Source organism: Borborobacter xinjiangensis, assembly GCF_047739745.1.
In the GTDB taxonomy this organism is placed as follows: Bacteria; Pseudomonadota; Alphaproteobacteria; order Rhizobiales; family Rhizobiaceae; genus Pseudaminobacter.
Window position 1 is genome coordinate 19,169 of the sequence record NZ_JBLLVA010000023.1, and the last position, 16,250, is coordinate 35,418.

The window sequence follows — 16,250 nt, forward strand, 5'->3', positions numbered from 1 at the left end:
CCGCAAAGGATCAAGCCATGCGCAAACCTGTCCGCCTCGGTATCGCTGGTCCCGTTGGTTCGGGTAAGACCACGCTTCTCATTCAGCTCTGCCGTGAGATGGGGCGGCGCTATTCGATCGCGGTCATCACCAACGATATTTTTACCCAAGAGGATGCCGAGATCGTCGCACGCAGTGGCGCCATCGATCTGGAACGTATTGTTGGCGTAGAAACCGGAGGATGCCCTCATACTGCCATTCGCGAGGACGTTTCCATGAACCTGGTCGCCGTGGACACGCTCGCCAAGCGGTTTCCCGATCTCGACCTGATCCTGATCGAGAGCGGTGGCGACAATCTTGCCGCAACCTTCAGTCCGGAACTCGCCGATAGCCATATATACGTGATCGACGTGGGGGAGGGGGAAAAGATTCCCCGCAAGGGAGGCCCCGGAATCACCCGCTCTCCGCTGCTGCTGATCAACAAGATGGATATTGCTCCCTACGTCGAAGCCGATCTCGGCGTTATGGATCGCGACGCTCGGAAGATGCGGGGAGCCAAGCCGTACTTCTTCACGAATATGAAGACCGGGGCGGGGCTCGAGGCGGTCACGACCTGGATCGAGCACAGCGTACTTATGTCAGCGGCAGCGTGAGGTAGCCATCATGCAAATCGTTTATCCCGACAGCAACTGGACAATCGGCAAGCATGCGCTGATGAACCTGCATGTCATCAAGCGAAACGGGCGCACTGAAATCGACCCGAAAAGCTGGCGCATTCCATACCAGTGGCAAGGTTGCCATTATCAAGACAATGACGACCAACCCTTCCTGCTTACAATCAACAGTGGTGGAGGCTTTGTTGAGGGTGACTCTGCTGAATTCTATGCGACCATGGAACCGGACACGCGGGCTCTGATCACGACGACGGCAGCCAGCAAGTTTTACAAATGCCCGCAAGGAGCAACGTCGCGCGAGCAGATCCAGATCGATGTTGGCGCGAACGCATTGCTCGAATACCACCCTGACGAGTCCATTCTTTTTGCAGATTCTCGCGTCGTCCGTCGTACCCGCATCAATCTCGACGCCACCTCACGCCTGTTCGCCACGGATATGATAGCAGCCGGTCGAGTTCACTACGGATCCGGAGAACTCTTCAAGTTCGGCGCTCTTGCATCGGAGTTTGAGGTGCGGATCGATGGTGAGGTCGTCGCAATGGATCGCCTCGTCGCGCAAGATGCGGAGGAGACAGCGGCTCTTCAGCGCCTGTGGGGAGGCGCTTCGCAGATGGCGACGGTGATCGCGGTTGGAAAAAACCTTCCATCACTTATCGAGAACGAGCTTGAGGCGGAGCTTGCCGATTGCGAGGTCGTAGAAAGTGGCGCGAGCCGTATCGACAATGTCGTCATCTGCCGCATCCTGGCAGCTGAAGCATGGGCATGCCATGAAGCCGTCTTCAGATGCTGGAGCGTCTTGCGTCCCCATCTTGCCGGCAAGCCGGCTCGTCCAATCCGCAAATGTTGATTGCTGCAGGCGTGCTGCTGTCGGTTGCGAGCGGGAGCTACACTCGCAGATTGCCAGACGTTCGACGCCCTTGTTGAAGCCGACGAGGAGTCAACATGCAGCGCATTACGATTACTCTCGATGACGACTTGAAAGCTGAACTCGACAAGGTCATTGAAGCCAGGGGCTATCAAAGCCGATCCGAAGCCATTCGCGATCTCGCCCGCGCCGGAATAAGGGAAGCCGCATTCTCTGGAGTTACAGCCGAGGATTGCATAGCCGCACTGATCTATGTCTACGATCACTCGGCCCGCGAACTGGCGAAACGGCTAGTACACTCATTTCACAGACATCATGACCTGTCATTGGCCACGATGCATGTCCATCTGGATCACGATAGCTGCATGGAAGTGACGATCATGAGGGGCAAGACACATGAGGTTCGCGACATTGCTGATAATGTGATCGCCGAGCGCGGCGTTCGTCATGGTCGTCTGGTCATGATTCCCGCCGATCTGAATGCGGACAACCATGCGCACGATGTCCAGGAAGGCTGTGCCCATACACATATACGTGTGCGGTGATCGCCTGGGCAACGCATGCGCGAGGGTGACCAGCCGTCCTAGGACCCTCCCTCTTCGGGTAATGGCGGACGCGACATCGGGCTCCTAAGCTTCCCCTAGGTCAATGTGCAAACCTGCGTGTTCGGTTCATGGCCTGCCACCAGAGGGAAGAACAATGAAAATGGCACTTAACCACCTAAGGAAAACTGCGACCGCATTTGCGTGTTTTGCCGGTGCGCTGGCCTTTTGGTCCTCGCCGGCGATGGCCAAGGACGAAATCGTTCTTTGTACCGTCGATGACCTTTCCGGCGATTTCTCGATCATGTCGACCCCCAAGACCTATGGCTACCAGCTGGCGGTCAAGGAAATCAACGACGCCGGCGGCATCGAAGTCGACGGCGCAAAAAAGCTGATCAAGCTGGTCTCTTACGACGGTCAATCAAATGTGAACCGCTATCAGGAAATGGCTCAGCGCTGCATTTTTGACGACGAGGCGGACGTCGTCATGGCCGGCTATACCGGCGCCGAGCGCGAAGCGGCCCGCAAGGAAGTGGTTCGCAACAAGGTCATATTTTGGCACAACAATCAGGGGGAGGGCGGTATTGCTGACAAATACTCTTTCTTCTCGGGGCCCACGCCCGAACAACAGGTCCTTCCGGCACTCAAATACATGATCGAGGAAATGGGACCGCGAATGACGTTCATCGGCGCGGACTACAATTTCTGTCGCGCGATAGGTCAGTGGGTGCGTGTCGCTGCAAACCTATATGGCGGCAAAATCGAAATGGAAGAGTACTTCCCCTTCGGTGTGTCCCAATGGCAGGCGACTATAGACAAGATCAAGAGAAGCAGCCCGGACTTCCAGGTGCATTGCCTGGTCGGCGCCGAGCACGCGCAGTTTTACCCCCAGGCACAGGCTGCCGGGCTCGTCACGCCGGTCTGGTCGAATGTCACCATTTCCGACGGCTATGAACACAAGCGTTTCGCACCACCCTCCTTGGCAAACATGTTCGTGCCACCGGCCTATATCGAGGATGTTCCCGGCGAAGCCAGCCAGACATTCGTTCGCAAAATGCGCGAAATGTTCCCGCAAACGGAATATGTGAATGAACACGCAGCTTTTGGCTACATCGCCGTTAGGGCAATGGGCGAGGCGTGGACGAAAGCCGGTACCACCGATACCGATGCCGTGATCAAGGCACTGGAGGGCGACATTTCCATTCCGGACGCTCCTGGCGGTCCTTGGACGCTACGCGGTGCCCAGCATCACGCTGCAATGCCCACCTATCTGTTCAAGGTCGATGAGCAGCACAAATTGAACCTGGTCACCGAGCTTGGCGTTACCGAACCTACCTTCCTGACAGAGGTCGGGATCGACATGAGGCAGGCAGCGCCCGGCCAGCAGTTCCTGCCGCCCAACAATCCGAAGTGGAAGGCGTTCTTCCAGGCCGAGTAAGTTCGATCTGTCGCGGTGCCGAATGTACGCCGCGACAGATCTTCCATTCGTAAATGGGCCTGCGCGCATCGGGGATTGCCATGGACATTGTTGGCCAGATCGTAAGTTACGCATACCAGTATTTTGATAATTTCGGTTTCCTGCTGCTGGCAGGTGTCGGCCTCATCCTGATCTATGGAATGATGGGTGTTATCAACATGGCCCATGGTGAGCTGATGATGATCGGCGCCTATACGGCGGTGACCGCATTTCATCTGGGTCTTCCTGCCCCTCTCGCGGTCGTTCTGGCGGGGGTCAGTGCCGGTGTCGCCGGAATTATCATCGAACAACTCGTCATTCGCCATTTCTACAACCAGCTTCTTTCGTCACTGGTCGTCACATGGGGGCTGAGCCTTATCATAAGTCAGGGCACGCTGCTGCTGCTTGGCCCGTCGGTCATGAACATGCCGACCCCGCTCGGAAGCTTCCGAGTTGGACCGTTCGAATTCGGTGTCTATCGTGTTGTGCTGTTTCTGGTTGCAATAGGGCTGATTGCTGGTCTCTGGGCTATCTTCCGCTGGACGGCATTGGGCGCGAAAGCCCAGGCGACGATGGAAAATCCGGCTATGGCGAATGCGCTCGGCATCGACACGCGCCGCGTCTACACGCTGACTTTCGGCCTTGGTTCAGCGCTTGCCGGCATAGCTGGTGCGATGTTCGCTATGACGGCGACCATTTCTCCCTTCTTCGGCCAGAACTATACGCCCATTGCGTTCATCACGGTCGTTGTCGGCGGTGGCGCAAATGCGATCCTCGGCCTCGGATTCGCCGGCGTTTATCTCGCAGGCGTGCAGACGCTCGCGTCCAACATATTCAATGTCTATGTCGGCTACGTCTGCATCATGGCCGCAGCCTTTGTAGCGCTGCTCGTCATGCCCTCCGGTATTTCCGATTTCGTTGAACGTCGCCGCATACGGGCGACGGTGAGGTGACCGATGCATAATTCGTCCAATTCTGTGATGTCGTTTCTGCGGGGGTTCAATGGCCCGCAGACACTGGGAAACAGTTCCAAATTCTGGATCGGCTGGTTCATCGTTGTCGCACTTCTGATATTGTTGCCCTTCTTCGTATCGCGGTACCAAGTCATCACCGCGAGCAACTTCATCATTTCAGCTATATTGGCGCTGAGTCTCTGCCTCATCTGGGGTTACTGTGGAATACTGAGTCTAGGGCAGGCGGCCTTCTATTGCATTGGCGGCTATGCATACGGCATCGTTGCCATGAACCTGATAGGCACTCACGGCAATACGAACTTGGCCATCCTAACGGGAATCTTCGCTCCGGCAATTTTCGCCGGCCTGCTGGGCGCTTTGATGTTCTACCGAAGACTGAAAGGCGTCTACATCGCCATTCTGCTTCTCGTCACTTCGCTGCTGCTCGGACTGTTCATGCGTCAGACTGCGGACCCAAGTTACACTATCGGAGCAGCTTATCTAGGCGGCATGAACGGCCTTAGTCCGGCTACGGCTTCGGACCCGTCGCTGCCCAGCATCATCGTCGGGCTTGGGAGCACGACATTCGAATTCGACGGAAGAGGAAGAGAGTTTTATTGGCTGGTCCTTGGGGTTGGCATCGCCGTCTATCTTGGATTGCGGTGGATCGTGAATTCGAGCTTCGGCTATGTGCTCGTGGCCATCCGGGAAGATTCCGAGCGAACCGAAACCTTCGGCTACGATGTGCGCTTGGTGCAACTTGGGGTCTTTTGCCTCTCCGCCGCCCTCGCCGGTTTGGCCGGCACCCTCTACACCGCCTGGGGCACCTATATCCATCCGGACGGCTTCAGTGTTGCAGCCAACATTCTCGTCGTGATCTGGGTGGCGGTCGGCGGACGCAAGGACCTCACGTCTGTAGTCGTCAGCACCATTTTGCTGAGCTGGATTTCGATTCAACTAGCGGCATGGGGCAACAGTTCACTTTTGGTTTTGGGGTGCATTCTCGTGGTGGCCATGCTTGTGGCGCCGGAAGGTATCGTCAGCAGCATCGGCGGCTGGTTCGGAAAGTTGACGCGCCGCCGCCCTGAAGAGAATCAGGTACGGCACTCCATGGAACTGCGGCTGACGGAGAAGTCACGATGAACGCGGTCACGAATTGTAAGGTGGAGGCGAATGTGGCTTCGGCGGTACGGCCGATCCTGGAAGTGCGCGACGTACACAAGGTATTTGGTGGTGTACGGGCTCTGAATGGATTGTCCCTTTCAATTGCTGAAGGAGAAATTCACTGCGTCCTTGGGCCAAATGGCGCAGGCAAGAGCACGTTCTTCAAAATGCTGATGGGCACGGAGCGCCCGACTATGGGCAAGATCCTGTATAAGGGGCGCGACGTTACCCGTATGCCCAGCTTTGGACGTGCGCGGCTTGGCCTTTCTGTCAAATTCCAGAACATGCGGGTCTTTGGCGATCTCACTGTCTTCCAAAATCTATTCATACCGTTGCGGCGAAGCTATCGAGCCCATCAGATACCGGAGCGGGTTGAGGCGCTTTTGTCTCAAGTCGGGCTGCAGGGAAACGCGCAGCGTCTGGTGCGCGAGCTGTCGCATGGCCAACAGCAGTGGCTCGCAATCGCCATGTCCATGGCCTCAGATCCTGAAATACTGCTTCTCGACGAGCCGACGGCGGGCATGTCAGTTGAGGAATCGACCAAGACGGCCGCGATCATCCATGAACTCAATGCGCAAAAAGTCACGATCATCGTAATCGAGCACGATATGGCGTTCATAAGAGCCCTGTCGGCTCGCACAAGCGTCCTGCACTACGGCCAACTGTTTGCTCAAAGCAGCTTCGATGAGATTGCGGCCAATCCTGATGTTCGGCGGATCTATCTAGGCACTTTGTGAGGGAGAGTTTGCAAATGCAACTTCAGATTTCTGCCCTCAAATCGGGCTATGGCAGGGTTCGGATCATCAACAATGTATCATTGGAAGTCGAGTCCGCCTCGATTGTAGCCGTTATCGGGCGCAACGGTGTCGGCAAGACCACCCTCATCAAGACGATCATGGGTGCGTTGCCGTCGGCGGAAGGGGCGATCACCTTCCGCAACCATGACATCACCCGCCTGAGCGCTGCCGAAAGGGCCAGACTTGGAATTGGCTATGTGCCGCAAGGTCGTGGCATATTCACGCGAATGAGCGTTGCCGCCAATCTCACGCTTGGAGCCGGTGTCGGCAACGCATCCGATCCAGATCTGAAACGGGCATTCTCATTTTTTCCCATACTTGAGAAGCGGTTGCCGCAATTGGCAGGTTCGATGAGCGGCGGCGAGCAGCAGCAACTGGCCATTGGTCGAATTTTGGCAGGTCGGCCAGAAATTATACTGTTCGATGAGCCGTCAGAGGGGATTCAGCCAAATATTGTCCAGGAGATCGGTTCGATCATTCGCCGTCTTCGGGATGAGGAAGGCCTGACCATTATGATTGTCGAACAAAACCTTCAGTTGATCCGGTCGGTTGCGGACTACTGCCTAGTGATGGACAAGGGCCAGATCATAGCTCGGATCGACCCGGATGAACTGGGCGATCCGGAGGTAGCGCAGCGTTATCTCGCGATTTAACCAGCCGCCGGTGGTTGCGGTTCAGATTAAGCCGAGGCGGATGGCCATCGCTACGGCTTGAGAACGGTTGGTCGCCTCCAGCTTGGTGATTGCGTTCTTGATATGCAGCCTCACGGTCTCAAGTGAACGGCCAAGAATGATTGCGGTTTCGCCTGAGGTTTTTCCAGCGGCCGCCCAGCGCAGACATTCGAGTTCGCGCGGCGTGAGCTTGTTCCAGCGGACGACATCGATCTGGGCCTCAAAGCCAAGATCAAAGATCACTTTGGTGAAAACATGCATCAGGCGAAAGAGAGGTTCGCGCGTCTGGTCCAGCATTGTATCCCATACAACATTCGGCCGGTCGATGATTGCGCTCATGACCGCAAAACGCCCGAACGGAAGATGCGCCGGAACGGTGATGCCGCGAGTCAAGCCGAAATCTCCCAGATACTCGCAGGCTTCCCGCTGCACGGAGGCAAGCTGTTCGCTGGTCTGAACTTTTGCCCAGTCAATGGGCAGCGTTCCATCGAAACAGGCGCGATAATATGGATCCACCTTCATGAACCGCTCCCAACCTTCCTCCCATCCTTTTGGGAAGTTTCTCACGTTGAGTTTTAGCGGTAACCAATCACCGTTAGGCAGTTGGGGGCGAACCGGCTGATATGCATAGAGGACCTGAGTAAAACCCAGTTCTCCAGTAACGTTCATTAAAACATCGAGTGCATCGTTGAAGCTTCGCGAGTCTTCGATGAGCTGCTTGGTGTTCGATGGGAGTCTCTTGAAGTCCGTTTCGAGCATATTATGAAACTTTCGATTGAAATTTCACCCTCTTAGCGGTATTTTGAGATGTTAATTCGATACCAAAATTTCTTGAGAGTAAAGTCAAAAACGGAAAGTCTATTTTACGAGACGCATAAAAAATAAGCGATTGGGCTGCAGTGCGCTTTCCAGCGGCGGGCTGCGTCGACTCCAAGGTCGTCATTTATTGGCGGCGAGCGATGGAGGTGTCTGGCACGGGTTGTGTCGCAGATCCCGGGCTGCGATCATTGCAAAGCGATTTCGGCCTGCCACTAACGCACAGCGAGAAGTTTGAACTGCTCGGCAAGTGACGGAGGACGGTGGGCTTATCTCGCCTGTGGTTTGTGCATCATGTGAACCGTCTGGATGCCGGACAGGATTGTCGTTGCGCAGCCGGTTGATTTGATCCTGAGCATGGCCCGACACGGCGCTTGATACTCCGGTGATCCTGCTCGATCCGGTTGTTCACAGCAGGCGACGCCAAGAGCCTCATTGGCATTACTCGTCTAGTCCGAATTTATTACCCTCGTATTCTTGTGCTTTGATCCGATGACGACAGAATAGCCTGTGGACACGGGCGTGATTCAACGAGGGAGAGGCCGTGTGGGACTGCTGTTCTCATGATAGCCGTGCTCTTGTCCTCGTATGGCGTAGCGGCGGACGAGCAGCCAGCCAACCCGACGTGCATGTGACCATTCCGGCCGGCGACGCACACATGTCGAACTGCGGTGGCGGCATCATCAAGGGACTCGACAAAAAGGGACGGCTTCTTCTCCGTACGCGCCGGGCCGGGAACGAACCCTGTATCCTGGACCGCCTGCACAACGGGGAAGGAGTGCGGGTCTGCGACCAGCGGGCGACTGGATCGCCGACCTCTCGGCGTGGCAATCGATCGTCAAGGCGCGGTGCTCGTGTCGGATGACGTCGGCAGGTGTGCGGTTTTGCCCCACCCATAAACGGCGTCTTCTTGCGTTGATGGCGTAGCGGAATGAAAGGTCATCCAGATGTATTTCGTCGCCCTGGCAATAGATTACGACGGCACCTTGGCGCATGAGGGGAGTGTCTCTGAAAAAACGCTCGCTGCTCTCGAGCGTTTCAAGAAGACTGGCCGAAAGCTCATTCTCGTCACGGGACGAGAGCTGCCTGACCTCAAGCGGGTTTTTCCGAAGTTTGGAGTATTCGATAAGATTGTCGCTGAAAATGGAGCGCTGATCTATTCGCCGGCCAGTGAGCAAGAACGAATGATTGCAGCACCGCCGGACGCAAAATTTGTCGCCAGATTGAAGAAAAGTGGTGTGAAGCCGCTTTCGGTCGGTCAATCAATCGTTGCTACCTGGGAGCCGCATCAGGACACCGTCCTCAAAGTCATCAACAAATTGGGTTTGGAACTGGAAATAATATTCAACAAAGGGGCGGTGATGATCTTGCCGAGCGGGATTAACAAGGCAACAGGATTGGTCGCCGCACTTCAGGACCTCAGGCTATCGCCGCATAATGTTGTCGGTATTGGCGATGCGGAAAACGATCACGCGTTTTTGCAGGCCTGTGGCTGCAGTGCCGCTGTGAACAATGCGCTTCCAGCCGTTAAGGATACCGCCGACCTGGTGACACGCGGCGCGCGTGGCAAGGGGGTCGAGGAAGTGATTGGAAAACTGATAAAGCGCGACCGCGACATTATCCGAAAACACCGCGACGGTATTCTTCTGGGGTCAGACGGAAGCAAGGACGTGTTTTTGAAACCATCCGATACAATTCTGATTGCTGGAAGCTCCGGTATAGGCAAATCCACCTTAGCGACGGCACTCACTGAACGTTTCGCTGACGGCGGATTTCAGTTCTGCATTCTCGATCCAGAAGGAGACTATGACGGCCTTGAAAGCGCCGTCCGGCTGGGTGATGGCTCGAGCGCACCGACGAAGGCACAGGTGCTGGACCTGATCGAAAAGCCGGATGATAATGTGATCGTCAATGGGCTGGCGTTGCTGGTCGATGAGCGACCTGACTTCTTTGCAGAGTTGTTGCCCGATCTTGCCGGTTTCCGCTTTCGTACTGCAAGACCACATTGGCTCGTCATCGACGAAGCTCACCACCTTCTGCCCAAGCGGCGCGATGACGCGCGGGCAGTCCTCACGTTGGAGTTGCCGGGCACGATTCTAATCACTGTGCACCCGGAATCCATTTCAACCGATGCTCTGCGACTTGTAACTGCCGTCATTGCAGTCGGTCCCAAATCGAAGAACATCATCAAGACATTTTGTAACGAGACGGGCATCGAGCCACCTAAGAGCCTTCCATCGCCGAAGGAAGGCCGCGTTTTGTTCTGGCGGCCCAACACGGGCAAGAATGCAATTCTCGTCCAAGCAATTGAACCGCGCCAATCCCTCAAGCGCCACAGTCGAAAATATGCGGAGGGCCGCCTCGACGAGGCAGGCAGCTTCTACTTTCGCGGGCCCGACGCCTCAATGAATCTGCGGGCCCACAATCTGATGATTTTCGTTCAAATCGCTGAAGGCATCGATGACAGGACTTGGGAACATCACTTGCGCGCCGGTGACTATTCCGGGTGGTTTCGCCATCAGATCAGAGACAAGGCATTAGCGCGAGAAGCGGCTGAAGCAGAAAAGGATGAAACGCTTTCGGCGGAGGAGAGCCGTAAACGCGTTCTGGATGCAGTCCGCCGCCGTTATACTGCTCCCGCCACCGCCCCGAACGAATGAATGCCAAAAGCGAAGTGGCAAAGCGGCTCAGTGCTGATTTGATGGCGGCGGCTACTTCGAAAGCGCCGGTCTTTGTTCGGAACAGGAGTGGCCTGTCGCTGTTTAATCAGGACTAAGGACATGGAGACCGCAGGTCATGACCTTCACCCTCGAGAGCGCCGCTTTCGTCAAGACCGAAAGAATCCCACCTCGATATTCTCGTGACTGCGACAACATCTCGCCGCCGCTTGAGTGCAATGATGCCCCCGGCAGGCTCCAAGAGCTTCACCTTGGCGCCGCATACGATCTCGACGTTCTTCGGGCACGTTCTGCCATAGATCAGTCAACGACCTCAACGCGTAGCCACAAGAAAGCACCCATCGAAAAGCTGCTGAAGGAAGCCGAGCGGCACATACGGGGTCAGGCCGAAGTCGTCGGCATATTCGAGCGAAGTTCAACATGAGTATCGATCTCCCCGGCAGGGCGGGCAGTTGCTGGACAGTCGACCGTTCTACTTTTCGCCATCCGAGCTTGCAGGCTTCCCTCCACGCCGAGACTGTCGTCGTAGGCGCTGGAATTGTCGGCCTCACCACAGCCTTGCGCCTCAGGGAACAGGGCCATGAGGTCGCCGTGATCGAAGCGCTCGATGTCGGTGGGCAGGTGACAGGGCGCTCGACAGCCAAGATCACCACGCAGCACAGGCTTATCTACCACCAATTGATCGAACTGAGAGGACGTGAACTCGCGCAAGACTATGCCGACGCCAACAAAGCCGGGTGCGACCTCGTCCGCAGTTGGGTCGAGCAGTATGCAATCACTTGCGACTTCGAAGACCGCGATGCCTTTGTCTATACACAGGATCAGGCCCGTCGCGATGAAATAGCAGCTGAAGCAAGGGCCGCGCAATCTCTCGGAATGGATGCTGCTATCCTAAGCCGCGCTCCCCTGCCATTCAAAACCGCCGCAGCCTTGCGGTTTCCGGGTCAGGCCCAGTTCAATCCGGCGAAATACCTCGATGGGCTGGCTAAAGCCTTTATCGAATGCGGCGGCTTGCTGTTCGAACGCAGCCGAGCCCGGCTGATCGATGAGGCGAGCCGCTGGCGCGTCGTCACCGATAACGGCAACGTTCACGCGGAGAACGTCGTCGTGGCCACGAACATGACCGTGAAGAGCCCTCTGGGCATGGCCCGGCGCACGCAGCCCCGCATGCATATAGCGATGGCGTTCCGAACAGACGACGTGCGTCTGCTGGACGGCATGTTCATTAGCCTGGAGGAGCCGAGCCGGTCATTGCGGATGGGCAGGGATCCAGACGGTTCCCTGCTCATCGTGCTGGGGCCACGCTTCAACACCGGGCAGGACGGTGACGTCGCCTCGCGCTTCAGGGAATTGGAGACCTGGGTCCGCCGACATTTCGAAGTGGGCGATACGGCATGGCGTTGGTGTAACGAAGACTACGACACGTCGGATCGCATCGCCTATGTCGGCGAGCCTGATCCTGAAAAGGCGCCCGGGTTCTATATCGCCACCGGCTTCAATGCCTGGGGCATCAGCAACGGCACGGCGGCTGGCATGCTGATCGGCGATCTCATACTGGGGCGACAAAGCCGCTGGAAGGCTCTCTATGATCCCAAGCGCTCTGCCCCAGACGATTTTCATCATGATGGTAAGAGCCAGTCTATCCTCACGTCAGTCGAGGACATCGCAGTCGGGCATGGCGGTGTGATCGAAAAGGGCGCCGAAAAGATCGCCGTCTGTCGTGACAGTCGGGGCGAGTTGCATGTGCTGTCGGCGAAGTGCACCCACAAAGGCTGCACACTGACCTGGAACAATGCTGACCTAACCTGGGATTGCCCTTGTCACGGCTCGATCTTTTCGGCGGACGGTTCGGTTATCCATGGTCCGGCCAAGGATCCTCTTCCTCAGGCCACTCTTTGACTCCAGCCAAGTTATCGGAAAAAACAGGTGGTGGCCGCTCCTATTGTTTTGAGACTCATGCACTTTAGAAGGAAAATTGAATGAAAACTATCCTTGTCGCAACAATCGCCAGCTGCGCATTGCTTTCTTCCGTTGCCGCGCAGGAAAACGCGCAAGCTTCCGCCACTTTCGTCAACATGTCGGGCGAGCAAAATGGAAAAGCCACCCTTACGGCTACAGCCGACGGTATCCTCATCGAGATCGAGGTGACCGGCCTACCGTCTGGCCAATGGGTTGCGTTTCATATCCACGAAACCGGAACATGCAACGCGCAGACCGGTCATGAATCGGCCGGCGGGCACTTCAATCCAAAAAATGCTGAGCACGGCTATATGGCCGCAAACGGACCGCATGCGGGTGACATGCCCAATCAATATGTCGGATCTGACGGCACACTGCATGCGCAGGTATTCAATACTATGGTGACGCTGGACGACGGTGAGACGGCCGTCCGCGGCAAGGCCCTTATGATTCATGGCGGCCCGGATGACTACAAGAGCCAGCCGTCGGGCGATGCAGGAAACCGCCAGGCCTGTGCAGTCATCGAGTAGGGCCCTGCTGCCGCGGTCGAGAGATCCAGATTTACGTTTCGGATGAACAGGCCCGTTCATCCGGTCCATCAGGACGCATCGTTACAATCCTTGTAGCCGGAGCGCGGCACCGCGCCGTTATATGTTGCGGGCTCATCTTGCCAAGGCGGCAGGAGCCATAGCGCTCGCGGGCAACGGCCGCGGCATCTGGCTCCGCTTCTCCAGATACGACAGAACCGCAGCGATCGATCTGCTCATCTACATCAATCGCGCTGGCAAGGGGCTTGAGCAGCGCCGGGAATCCAACTGATCTGCGTCGCCGCTCAGCCGGATATGCACACGTCCAGCACCTGCGCACCCGCAAAGGTGGCGACGAGCGACGGTGGGGCGGCTGCGAGATTGACGAGGTCGAACCGCGCAAGCCCGGCCCGATCCTCAAGCAGCAGCGCAAGCCGCACGTGCTCGTCGACTCTCCGGCGACTGGGATCGAGCGGGCCGCGCAAGACGTCGGCCCGCAACGGCCTGCGCACCATTACGTTGAAATCGAGCAGCCGCTCGCCCTCCAGCAGCGCCGCGGCCGACACATCGCCGGGAAAGGAAAAGGGCTCGCAGGCCGCATCAAGCCGGCGTTTCTCCTCGCCGACGGACAGGACCATTGCGCCGCCCTCCAGCACAGTCAGTACCCGGTCCACGCCGGAAAAAGCGGAAAACGGACCGGAGGCGGCGACGACGGCCGTGCTGATGCGCCAGTCGAAATTCTCGAAATCCGCGCCAAGCGGCGAAACCGCGATCTCGGCCGTCTCGCCACCACCGTTCTTCCAAGGACGGAACACCCTGTCCGAGCGCCGGAAGATCCCCGTTGCGGTCATGTTTTCGGGTCCCTGAAATGGCTTGTACGCCTTCTATCCCGATGCAGGCATCTTGCAGTGAGGCCAAGCTCGGATGCAAGGCGGGAGGCGCATTCCGCGCCACCGGTCATGGTCCGGAAACCGGTTGCGGTCCGGCGGTCTCAGGCGCCGTCATTGCCTCGAACGGGCCAGTGGCCAAAGCGGTCCTGGCCGTTGTCGTGCCGAGGAGATGGCCCGGCTGGAAGGCGACCCTGACGGTGGTGATTGGCCCCAGATCGTTCCACGTGGTGCGGTGCATGATCAGCAGCGCCTGTCCCGGTTCGGTCTGCAGCAATCTCGCATCGCGCTGATTGGCGTTCTCGGCTGTAAAGGCCAGTTCGGCCCGCAGATAGGGGGCGTTGCGCACCAGCCATTCATTGGCGTTCAACTGCCAAAAATCGGCCTTTTCGAGCCCCGGCGCGGCGCGGGGATTGATCCAACGATCCTCCAGTTGGAATGGCTGGCCGTTGCCGTAATGTATGGCGCGCATGTGAACCAGCACCTCGCCTTCCGGCAGGCCGAGCCGCGCGGCGATTTCACCCGGAACCGGGCTGCGCCTTTGCGCTACGACCCGGTGGCTGTAGTCCATGCCCGCCTGCTCAACCTGTTCGCGCACGATGGAAATCGTGAAGGTCGCCTTGCGCACCGGATCGACGGCGACGCGCGTGCCGGCCCGGCGGCGGCGATCCAGCAGCCCTTCGTCGGCCAGAAGCTGCAAGGCCTTGTTGACGGTCGCACGTGCCGCGTCGAATTCGATCGCCAGGTCGGCCTCGTCCGGAATGCGGTCGCCTTGACGCCATTCGCGCTCGACGATGCGACGGCGCACTTCATTGGCGATGTTCTGTGCCTTGGAGGAGGTCGGGCCGGTGGGCTTGTCGGTCACATCCGCTCCTGCAGTCGGCCGATACAGGCCAGGTAATCGGCCGTGATCCGGTCATGGTCTCTATGCCTGCCATTGCGCACGACATGACGGCCCGCCGCCCAGACATCGCGCACAAGCCCGTCGCCACCGGCAAAGACAAGGCTGTCGAGGCGTTCGTCGCCCTTACGGCCGTAAAGCACCGGGTTGTCCAGCGAAACCGCACATAGATCGGCCCATAGACCGGTGGCGATCGCGCCGGTGTCGCGTCCTGCTGCGCTCGCGCCGCCATCAAGGCCGGCTTCGTAAACCACCCGGCCAGTGGAGCGTCCCGGCTCGGCCAGCACGGCGCGCGCAGTGTCGCGCAGACGCTGGCTGTATTCCAGCGTGCGTAACTCCTCGATTAGTGAGATGCGAATGTTGCTGTCCGAGCCGAAGCCGAGCCGCCCGCCCGCATCCTTCCAGATCGTGGCGTTGAAGATGCCGTCGCCAAGGCTTGATTCGGTGATCGGGCACAGGCCCGCGACGGCGCCCGTCGCGGCCAAGCGGCGAGTTTCGTCCTCGGTCATATGGGTCAGGTGGATCAAGGTCCAGCGGCGATCGGGCCTGTAATTGTCCAGCAGCCATTCGACGGGGCGGCGACCTCGCGCGGCTTGCACTTCCTCGATCTCGGGCAGCTGCTCCGCCAGATGCATGTGCAGCGGCCGCTCCGGGCGCAAGCCTTCACAAAATGTCAACGCTTCGGGGCTCACCGCACGCAGCGAATGCGGCGCGACTCCGATGCCCGCATCCGCCGGCAGGTGGCTCAGCGCCGCTTCGGCGGCGTCAAGGAGCGAAGCGAATTCATCCGGCTTCGTGCCGAAACGTTGCTGGCCCGGACCGAGCGGCCGACGGTCCACCCCGCCGAATTGATAATGCACCGGCAGCAGCGTCAGCCCGATGCCGGTGCGGGCAGCAGCGGCCGCGATGCGCTCGGACATTTCAGCTATATTGTCGTAGAATGCCCCACCGGGCTGGTGGTGCAGGTAATGGAACTCCACATTGGTGGCGTAGCCAGCCTCCAGCATCTCCATCTGCACCAGCGCGGCGATGGCCTCGACGTCATCCGGCGTTAGGTGATCTAGGAAACGGTACATGATCTGGCGCCATGTCCAGAACGTATCGCGCGGCTGCGGCCCGCGTGCCTCCGAAAGTCCCGCCATGGCGCGCTGGAAGGCATGGGAATGGAGGTTCGCCAGGGCAGGCAGCAGCAGATCGACCCGCTCGCCGATCGGTGTCGTGTCGCGTTCAACCTTGGCGATACGACCGTCGGTGCCAAGTTCGACGCTTACGTTTTCCGCCCAGCCTTCCGGCAGAAGCGCATGCTGCGCCCACAATGTCGTCATTCCGTTCTCCATCCTGCCGGATCGGCGCCGGGCATATCTGCCTACATAAGTTTAGA

The 16,250-nt window shown here is 58.1% G+C and carries 17 protein-coding genes and 1 pseudogene; 13 read left to right on the forward strand and 5 right to left on the reverse strand.

Annotated elements, in window-relative coordinates:
• Positions 1 to 17: 17 nt before the first annotated feature.
• The 8 genes from ureG to ACLKMW_RS20280 all read left to right on the forward strand — a co-directional run bounded on the left by ureG (position 18) and on the right by ACLKMW_RS20280 (position 7,083).
• Positions 18 to 632, forward strand: coding sequence for an urease accessory protein UreG (gene ureG, locus ACLKMW_RS20245; RefSeq protein ID WP_415726323.1), 615 nt, complete (start codon positions 18 to 20; stop codon positions 630 to 632).
• Positions 633 to 642: 10 nt separating this feature from the next.
• Complete coding sequence (locus ACLKMW_RS20250; protein ID WP_415726324.1) at positions 643 to 1,500, forward strand: urease accessory protein UreD; 858 nt, start codon at positions 643 to 645, stop codon at positions 1,498 to 1,500.
• A gap of 95 nt (positions 1,501 to 1,595) precedes the next feature.
• Complete coding sequence (gene nikR / locus ACLKMW_RS20255) at positions 1,596 to 2,063, forward strand: nickel-responsive transcriptional regulator NikR (RefSeq protein WP_415726325.1); 468 nt, start codon at positions 1,596 to 1,598, stop codon at positions 2,061 to 2,063.
• A gap of 154 nt (positions 2,064 to 2,217) precedes the next feature.
• Entirely contained in the window at positions 2,218 to 3,498 is a 1,281-nt protein-coding gene (locus ACLKMW_RS20260) for an ABC transporter substrate-binding protein (RefSeq protein WP_415726326.1), read from the forward strand.
• 80 nt (positions 3,499 to 3,578) lie between these two features.
• Positions 3,579 to 4,469 carry an ABC transporter permease subunit gene (locus ACLKMW_RS20265; protein WP_415726327.1) on the forward strand — a complete coding sequence of 297 codons (891 nt, stop codon included), beginning with the start codon at positions 3,579 to 3,581 and terminating at the stop codon, positions 4,467 to 4,469.
• 3 nt (positions 4,470 to 4,472) lie between these two features.
• Positions 4,473 to 5,612, forward strand: coding sequence for a branched-chain amino acid ABC transporter permease (locus ACLKMW_RS20270; protein WP_415726328.1), 1,140 nt, complete (start codon positions 4,473 to 4,475; stop codon positions 5,610 to 5,612).
• Complete coding sequence (locus tag ACLKMW_RS20275) at positions 5,609 to 6,370, forward strand: ABC transporter ATP-binding protein (protein ID WP_415726329.1); 762 nt, start codon at positions 5,609 to 5,611, stop codon at positions 6,368 to 6,370. The genes ACLKMW_RS20270 and ACLKMW_RS20275 overlap by 4 nt, the downstream gene beginning before the upstream one ends.
• 14 nt (positions 6,371 to 6,384) lie before the next feature.
• Positions 6,385 to 7,083: an ABC transporter ATP-binding protein gene (locus ACLKMW_RS20280; RefSeq protein WP_415726330.1), complete on the forward strand. Its 699-nt coding sequence runs from the start codon at positions 6,385 to 6,387 to the stop codon at positions 7,081 to 7,083.
• Positions 7,084 to 7,104: 21 nt separating this feature from the next.
• On the opposite strand, the gene ACLKMW_RS20285 is transcribed toward ACLKMW_RS20280, so the two are convergent.
• On the reverse strand, positions 7,105 to 7,860 hold the full coding sequence (locus ACLKMW_RS20285; protein WP_415726331.1) for a helix-turn-helix transcriptional regulator: 756 nt from the start codon (positions 7,858 to 7,860) through the stop codon (positions 7,105 to 7,107).
• Between the two features lie 326 nt (positions 7,861 to 8,186).
• A pseudogene (locus ACLKMW_RS20290) lies at positions 8,187 to 8,368 on the reverse strand (DDE-type integrase/transposase/recombinase); the annotation flags it as partial.
• 496 nt (positions 8,369 to 8,864) lie between these two features.
• Here ACLKMW_RS20290 and ACLKMW_RS20295 point away from each other — a divergent pair.
• The 5 genes from ACLKMW_RS20295 to ACLKMW_RS20315 all read left to right on the forward strand — a co-directional run bounded on the left by ACLKMW_RS20295 (position 8,865) and on the right by ACLKMW_RS20315 (position 13,373).
• Positions 8,865 to 10,577, forward strand: a complete 1,713-nt coding sequence (locus tag ACLKMW_RS20295) for an HAD family hydrolase (RefSeq protein ID WP_415726332.1) — start codon at positions 8,865 to 8,867, stop codon at positions 10,575 to 10,577.
• A 136-nt stretch (positions 10,578 to 10,713) separates the two neighbouring features.
• The gene (locus ACLKMW_RS20300; RefSeq protein ID WP_415726333.1) at positions 10,714 to 11,019 is read left to right on the forward strand and encodes a hypothetical protein; all 306 of its coding nucleotides are present in this window, start codon (positions 10,714 to 10,716) and stop codon (positions 11,017 to 11,019) included.
• Complete coding sequence (locus ACLKMW_RS20305) at positions 11,016 to 12,494, forward strand: FAD-dependent oxidoreductase (RefSeq protein ID WP_415726334.1); 1,479 nt, start codon at positions 11,016 to 11,018, stop codon at positions 12,492 to 12,494. Before ACLKMW_RS20300 ends, ACLKMW_RS20305 begins: the two co-directional genes overlap by 4 nt.
• 80 nt (positions 12,495 to 12,574) lie before the next feature.
• Positions 12,575 to 13,084 carry a superoxide dismutase family protein gene (locus tag ACLKMW_RS20310; protein ID WP_415726335.1) on the forward strand — a complete coding sequence of 170 codons (510 nt, stop codon included), beginning with the start codon at positions 12,575 to 12,577 and terminating at the stop codon, positions 13,082 to 13,084.
• A gap of 121 nt (positions 13,085 to 13,205) precedes the next feature.
• The gene (locus ACLKMW_RS20315) at positions 13,206 to 13,373 is read left to right on the forward strand and encodes a hypothetical protein (protein ID WP_415726336.1); all 168 of its coding nucleotides are present in this window, start codon (positions 13,206 to 13,208) and stop codon (positions 13,371 to 13,373) included.
• 13 nt (positions 13,374 to 13,386) lie between these two features.
• On the opposite strand, the gene ACLKMW_RS20320 is transcribed toward ACLKMW_RS20315, so the two are convergent.
• The 3 genes from ACLKMW_RS20320 to ACLKMW_RS20330 all read right to left on the reverse strand — a co-directional run bounded on the left by ACLKMW_RS20320 (position 13,387) and on the right by ACLKMW_RS20330 (position 16,194).
• Positions 13,387 to 13,932, reverse strand: a complete 546-nt coding sequence (locus tag ACLKMW_RS20320; protein ID WP_415726337.1) for a HutD/Ves family protein — start codon at positions 13,930 to 13,932, stop codon at positions 13,387 to 13,389.
• A 106-nt stretch (positions 13,933 to 14,038) separates the two neighbouring features.
• Positions 14,039 to 14,833, reverse strand: coding sequence for a GntR family transcriptional regulator (locus ACLKMW_RS20325; RefSeq protein ID WP_415726338.1), 795 nt, complete (start codon positions 14,831 to 14,833; stop codon positions 14,039 to 14,041).
• Positions 14,830 to 16,194 (reverse strand): formimidoylglutamate deiminase, encoded by a 1,365-nt coding sequence (locus ACLKMW_RS20330; RefSeq protein ID WP_415726339.1) that lies wholly within the window; start codon positions 16,192 to 16,194, stop codon positions 14,830 to 14,832. Before ACLKMW_RS20330 ends, ACLKMW_RS20325 begins: the two co-directional genes overlap by 4 nt.
• Positions 16,195 to 16,250 lie beyond the last annotated feature (56 nt).

Excerpts from the sequence above, each read along its gene's own strand:
- ureG (WP_415726323.1), top strand. The coding sequence starts at position 18 with ATGCGCAAACCTGTCCGCCTCGGTATCGCTGGTCCCGTTGGTTCGGGT.
- ACLKMW_RS20250 (WP_415726324.1), top strand. The coding sequence starts at position 643 with ATGCAAATCGTTTATCCCGACAGCAACTGGACAATCGGCAAGCATGCG.
- nikR (WP_415726325.1), top strand. The coding sequence starts at position 1,596 with ATGCAGCGCATTACGATTACTCTCGATGACGACTTGAAAGCTGAACTC.
- ACLKMW_RS20260 (WP_415726326.1), top strand. The coding sequence starts at position 2,218 with ATGAAAATGGCACTTAACCACCTAAGGAAAACTGCGACCGCATTTGCG.
- ACLKMW_RS20265 (WP_415726327.1), top strand. The coding sequence starts at position 3,579 with ATGGACATTGTTGGCCAGATCGTAAGTTACGCATACCAGTATTTTGAT.
- ACLKMW_RS20270 (WP_415726328.1), top strand. The coding sequence starts at position 4,473 with ATGCATAATTCGTCCAATTCTGTGATGTCGTTTCTGCGGGGGTTCAAT.
- ACLKMW_RS20275 (WP_415726329.1), top strand. The coding sequence starts at position 5,609 with ATGAACGCGGTCACGAATTGTAAGGTGGAGGCGAATGTGGCTTCGGCG.
- ACLKMW_RS20280 (WP_415726330.1), top strand. The coding sequence starts at position 6,385 with ATGCAACTTCAGATTTCTGCCCTCAAATCGGGCTATGGCAGGGTTCGG.
- ACLKMW_RS20285 (WP_415726331.1), bottom strand. The coding sequence starts at position 7,860 with ATGCTCGAAACGGACTTCAAGAGACTCCCATCGAACACCAAGCAGCTC.
- ACLKMW_RS20295 (WP_415726332.1), top strand. The coding sequence starts at position 8,865 with ATGTATTTCGTCGCCCTGGCAATAGATTACGACGGCACCTTGGCGCAT.
- ACLKMW_RS20300 (WP_415726333.1), top strand. The coding sequence starts at position 10,714 with ATGACCTTCACCCTCGAGAGCGCCGCTTTCGTCAAGACCGAAAGAATC.
- ACLKMW_RS20305 (WP_415726334.1), top strand. The coding sequence starts at position 11,016 with ATGAGTATCGATCTCCCCGGCAGGGCGGGCAGTTGCTGGACAGTCGAC.
- ACLKMW_RS20310 (WP_415726335.1), top strand. The coding sequence starts at position 12,575 with ATGAAAACTATCCTTGTCGCAACAATCGCCAGCTGCGCATTGCTTTCT.
- ACLKMW_RS20315 (WP_415726336.1), top strand. The coding sequence starts at position 13,206 with ATGTTGCGGGCTCATCTTGCCAAGGCGGCAGGAGCCATAGCGCTCGCG.
- ACLKMW_RS20320 (WP_415726337.1), bottom strand. The coding sequence starts at position 13,932 with ATGACCGCAACGGGGATCTTCCGGCGCTCGGACAGGGTGTTCCGTCCT.
- ACLKMW_RS20330 (WP_415726339.1), bottom strand. The coding sequence starts at position 16,194 with ATGACGACATTGTGGGCGCAGCATGCGCTTCTGCCGGAAGGCTGGGCG.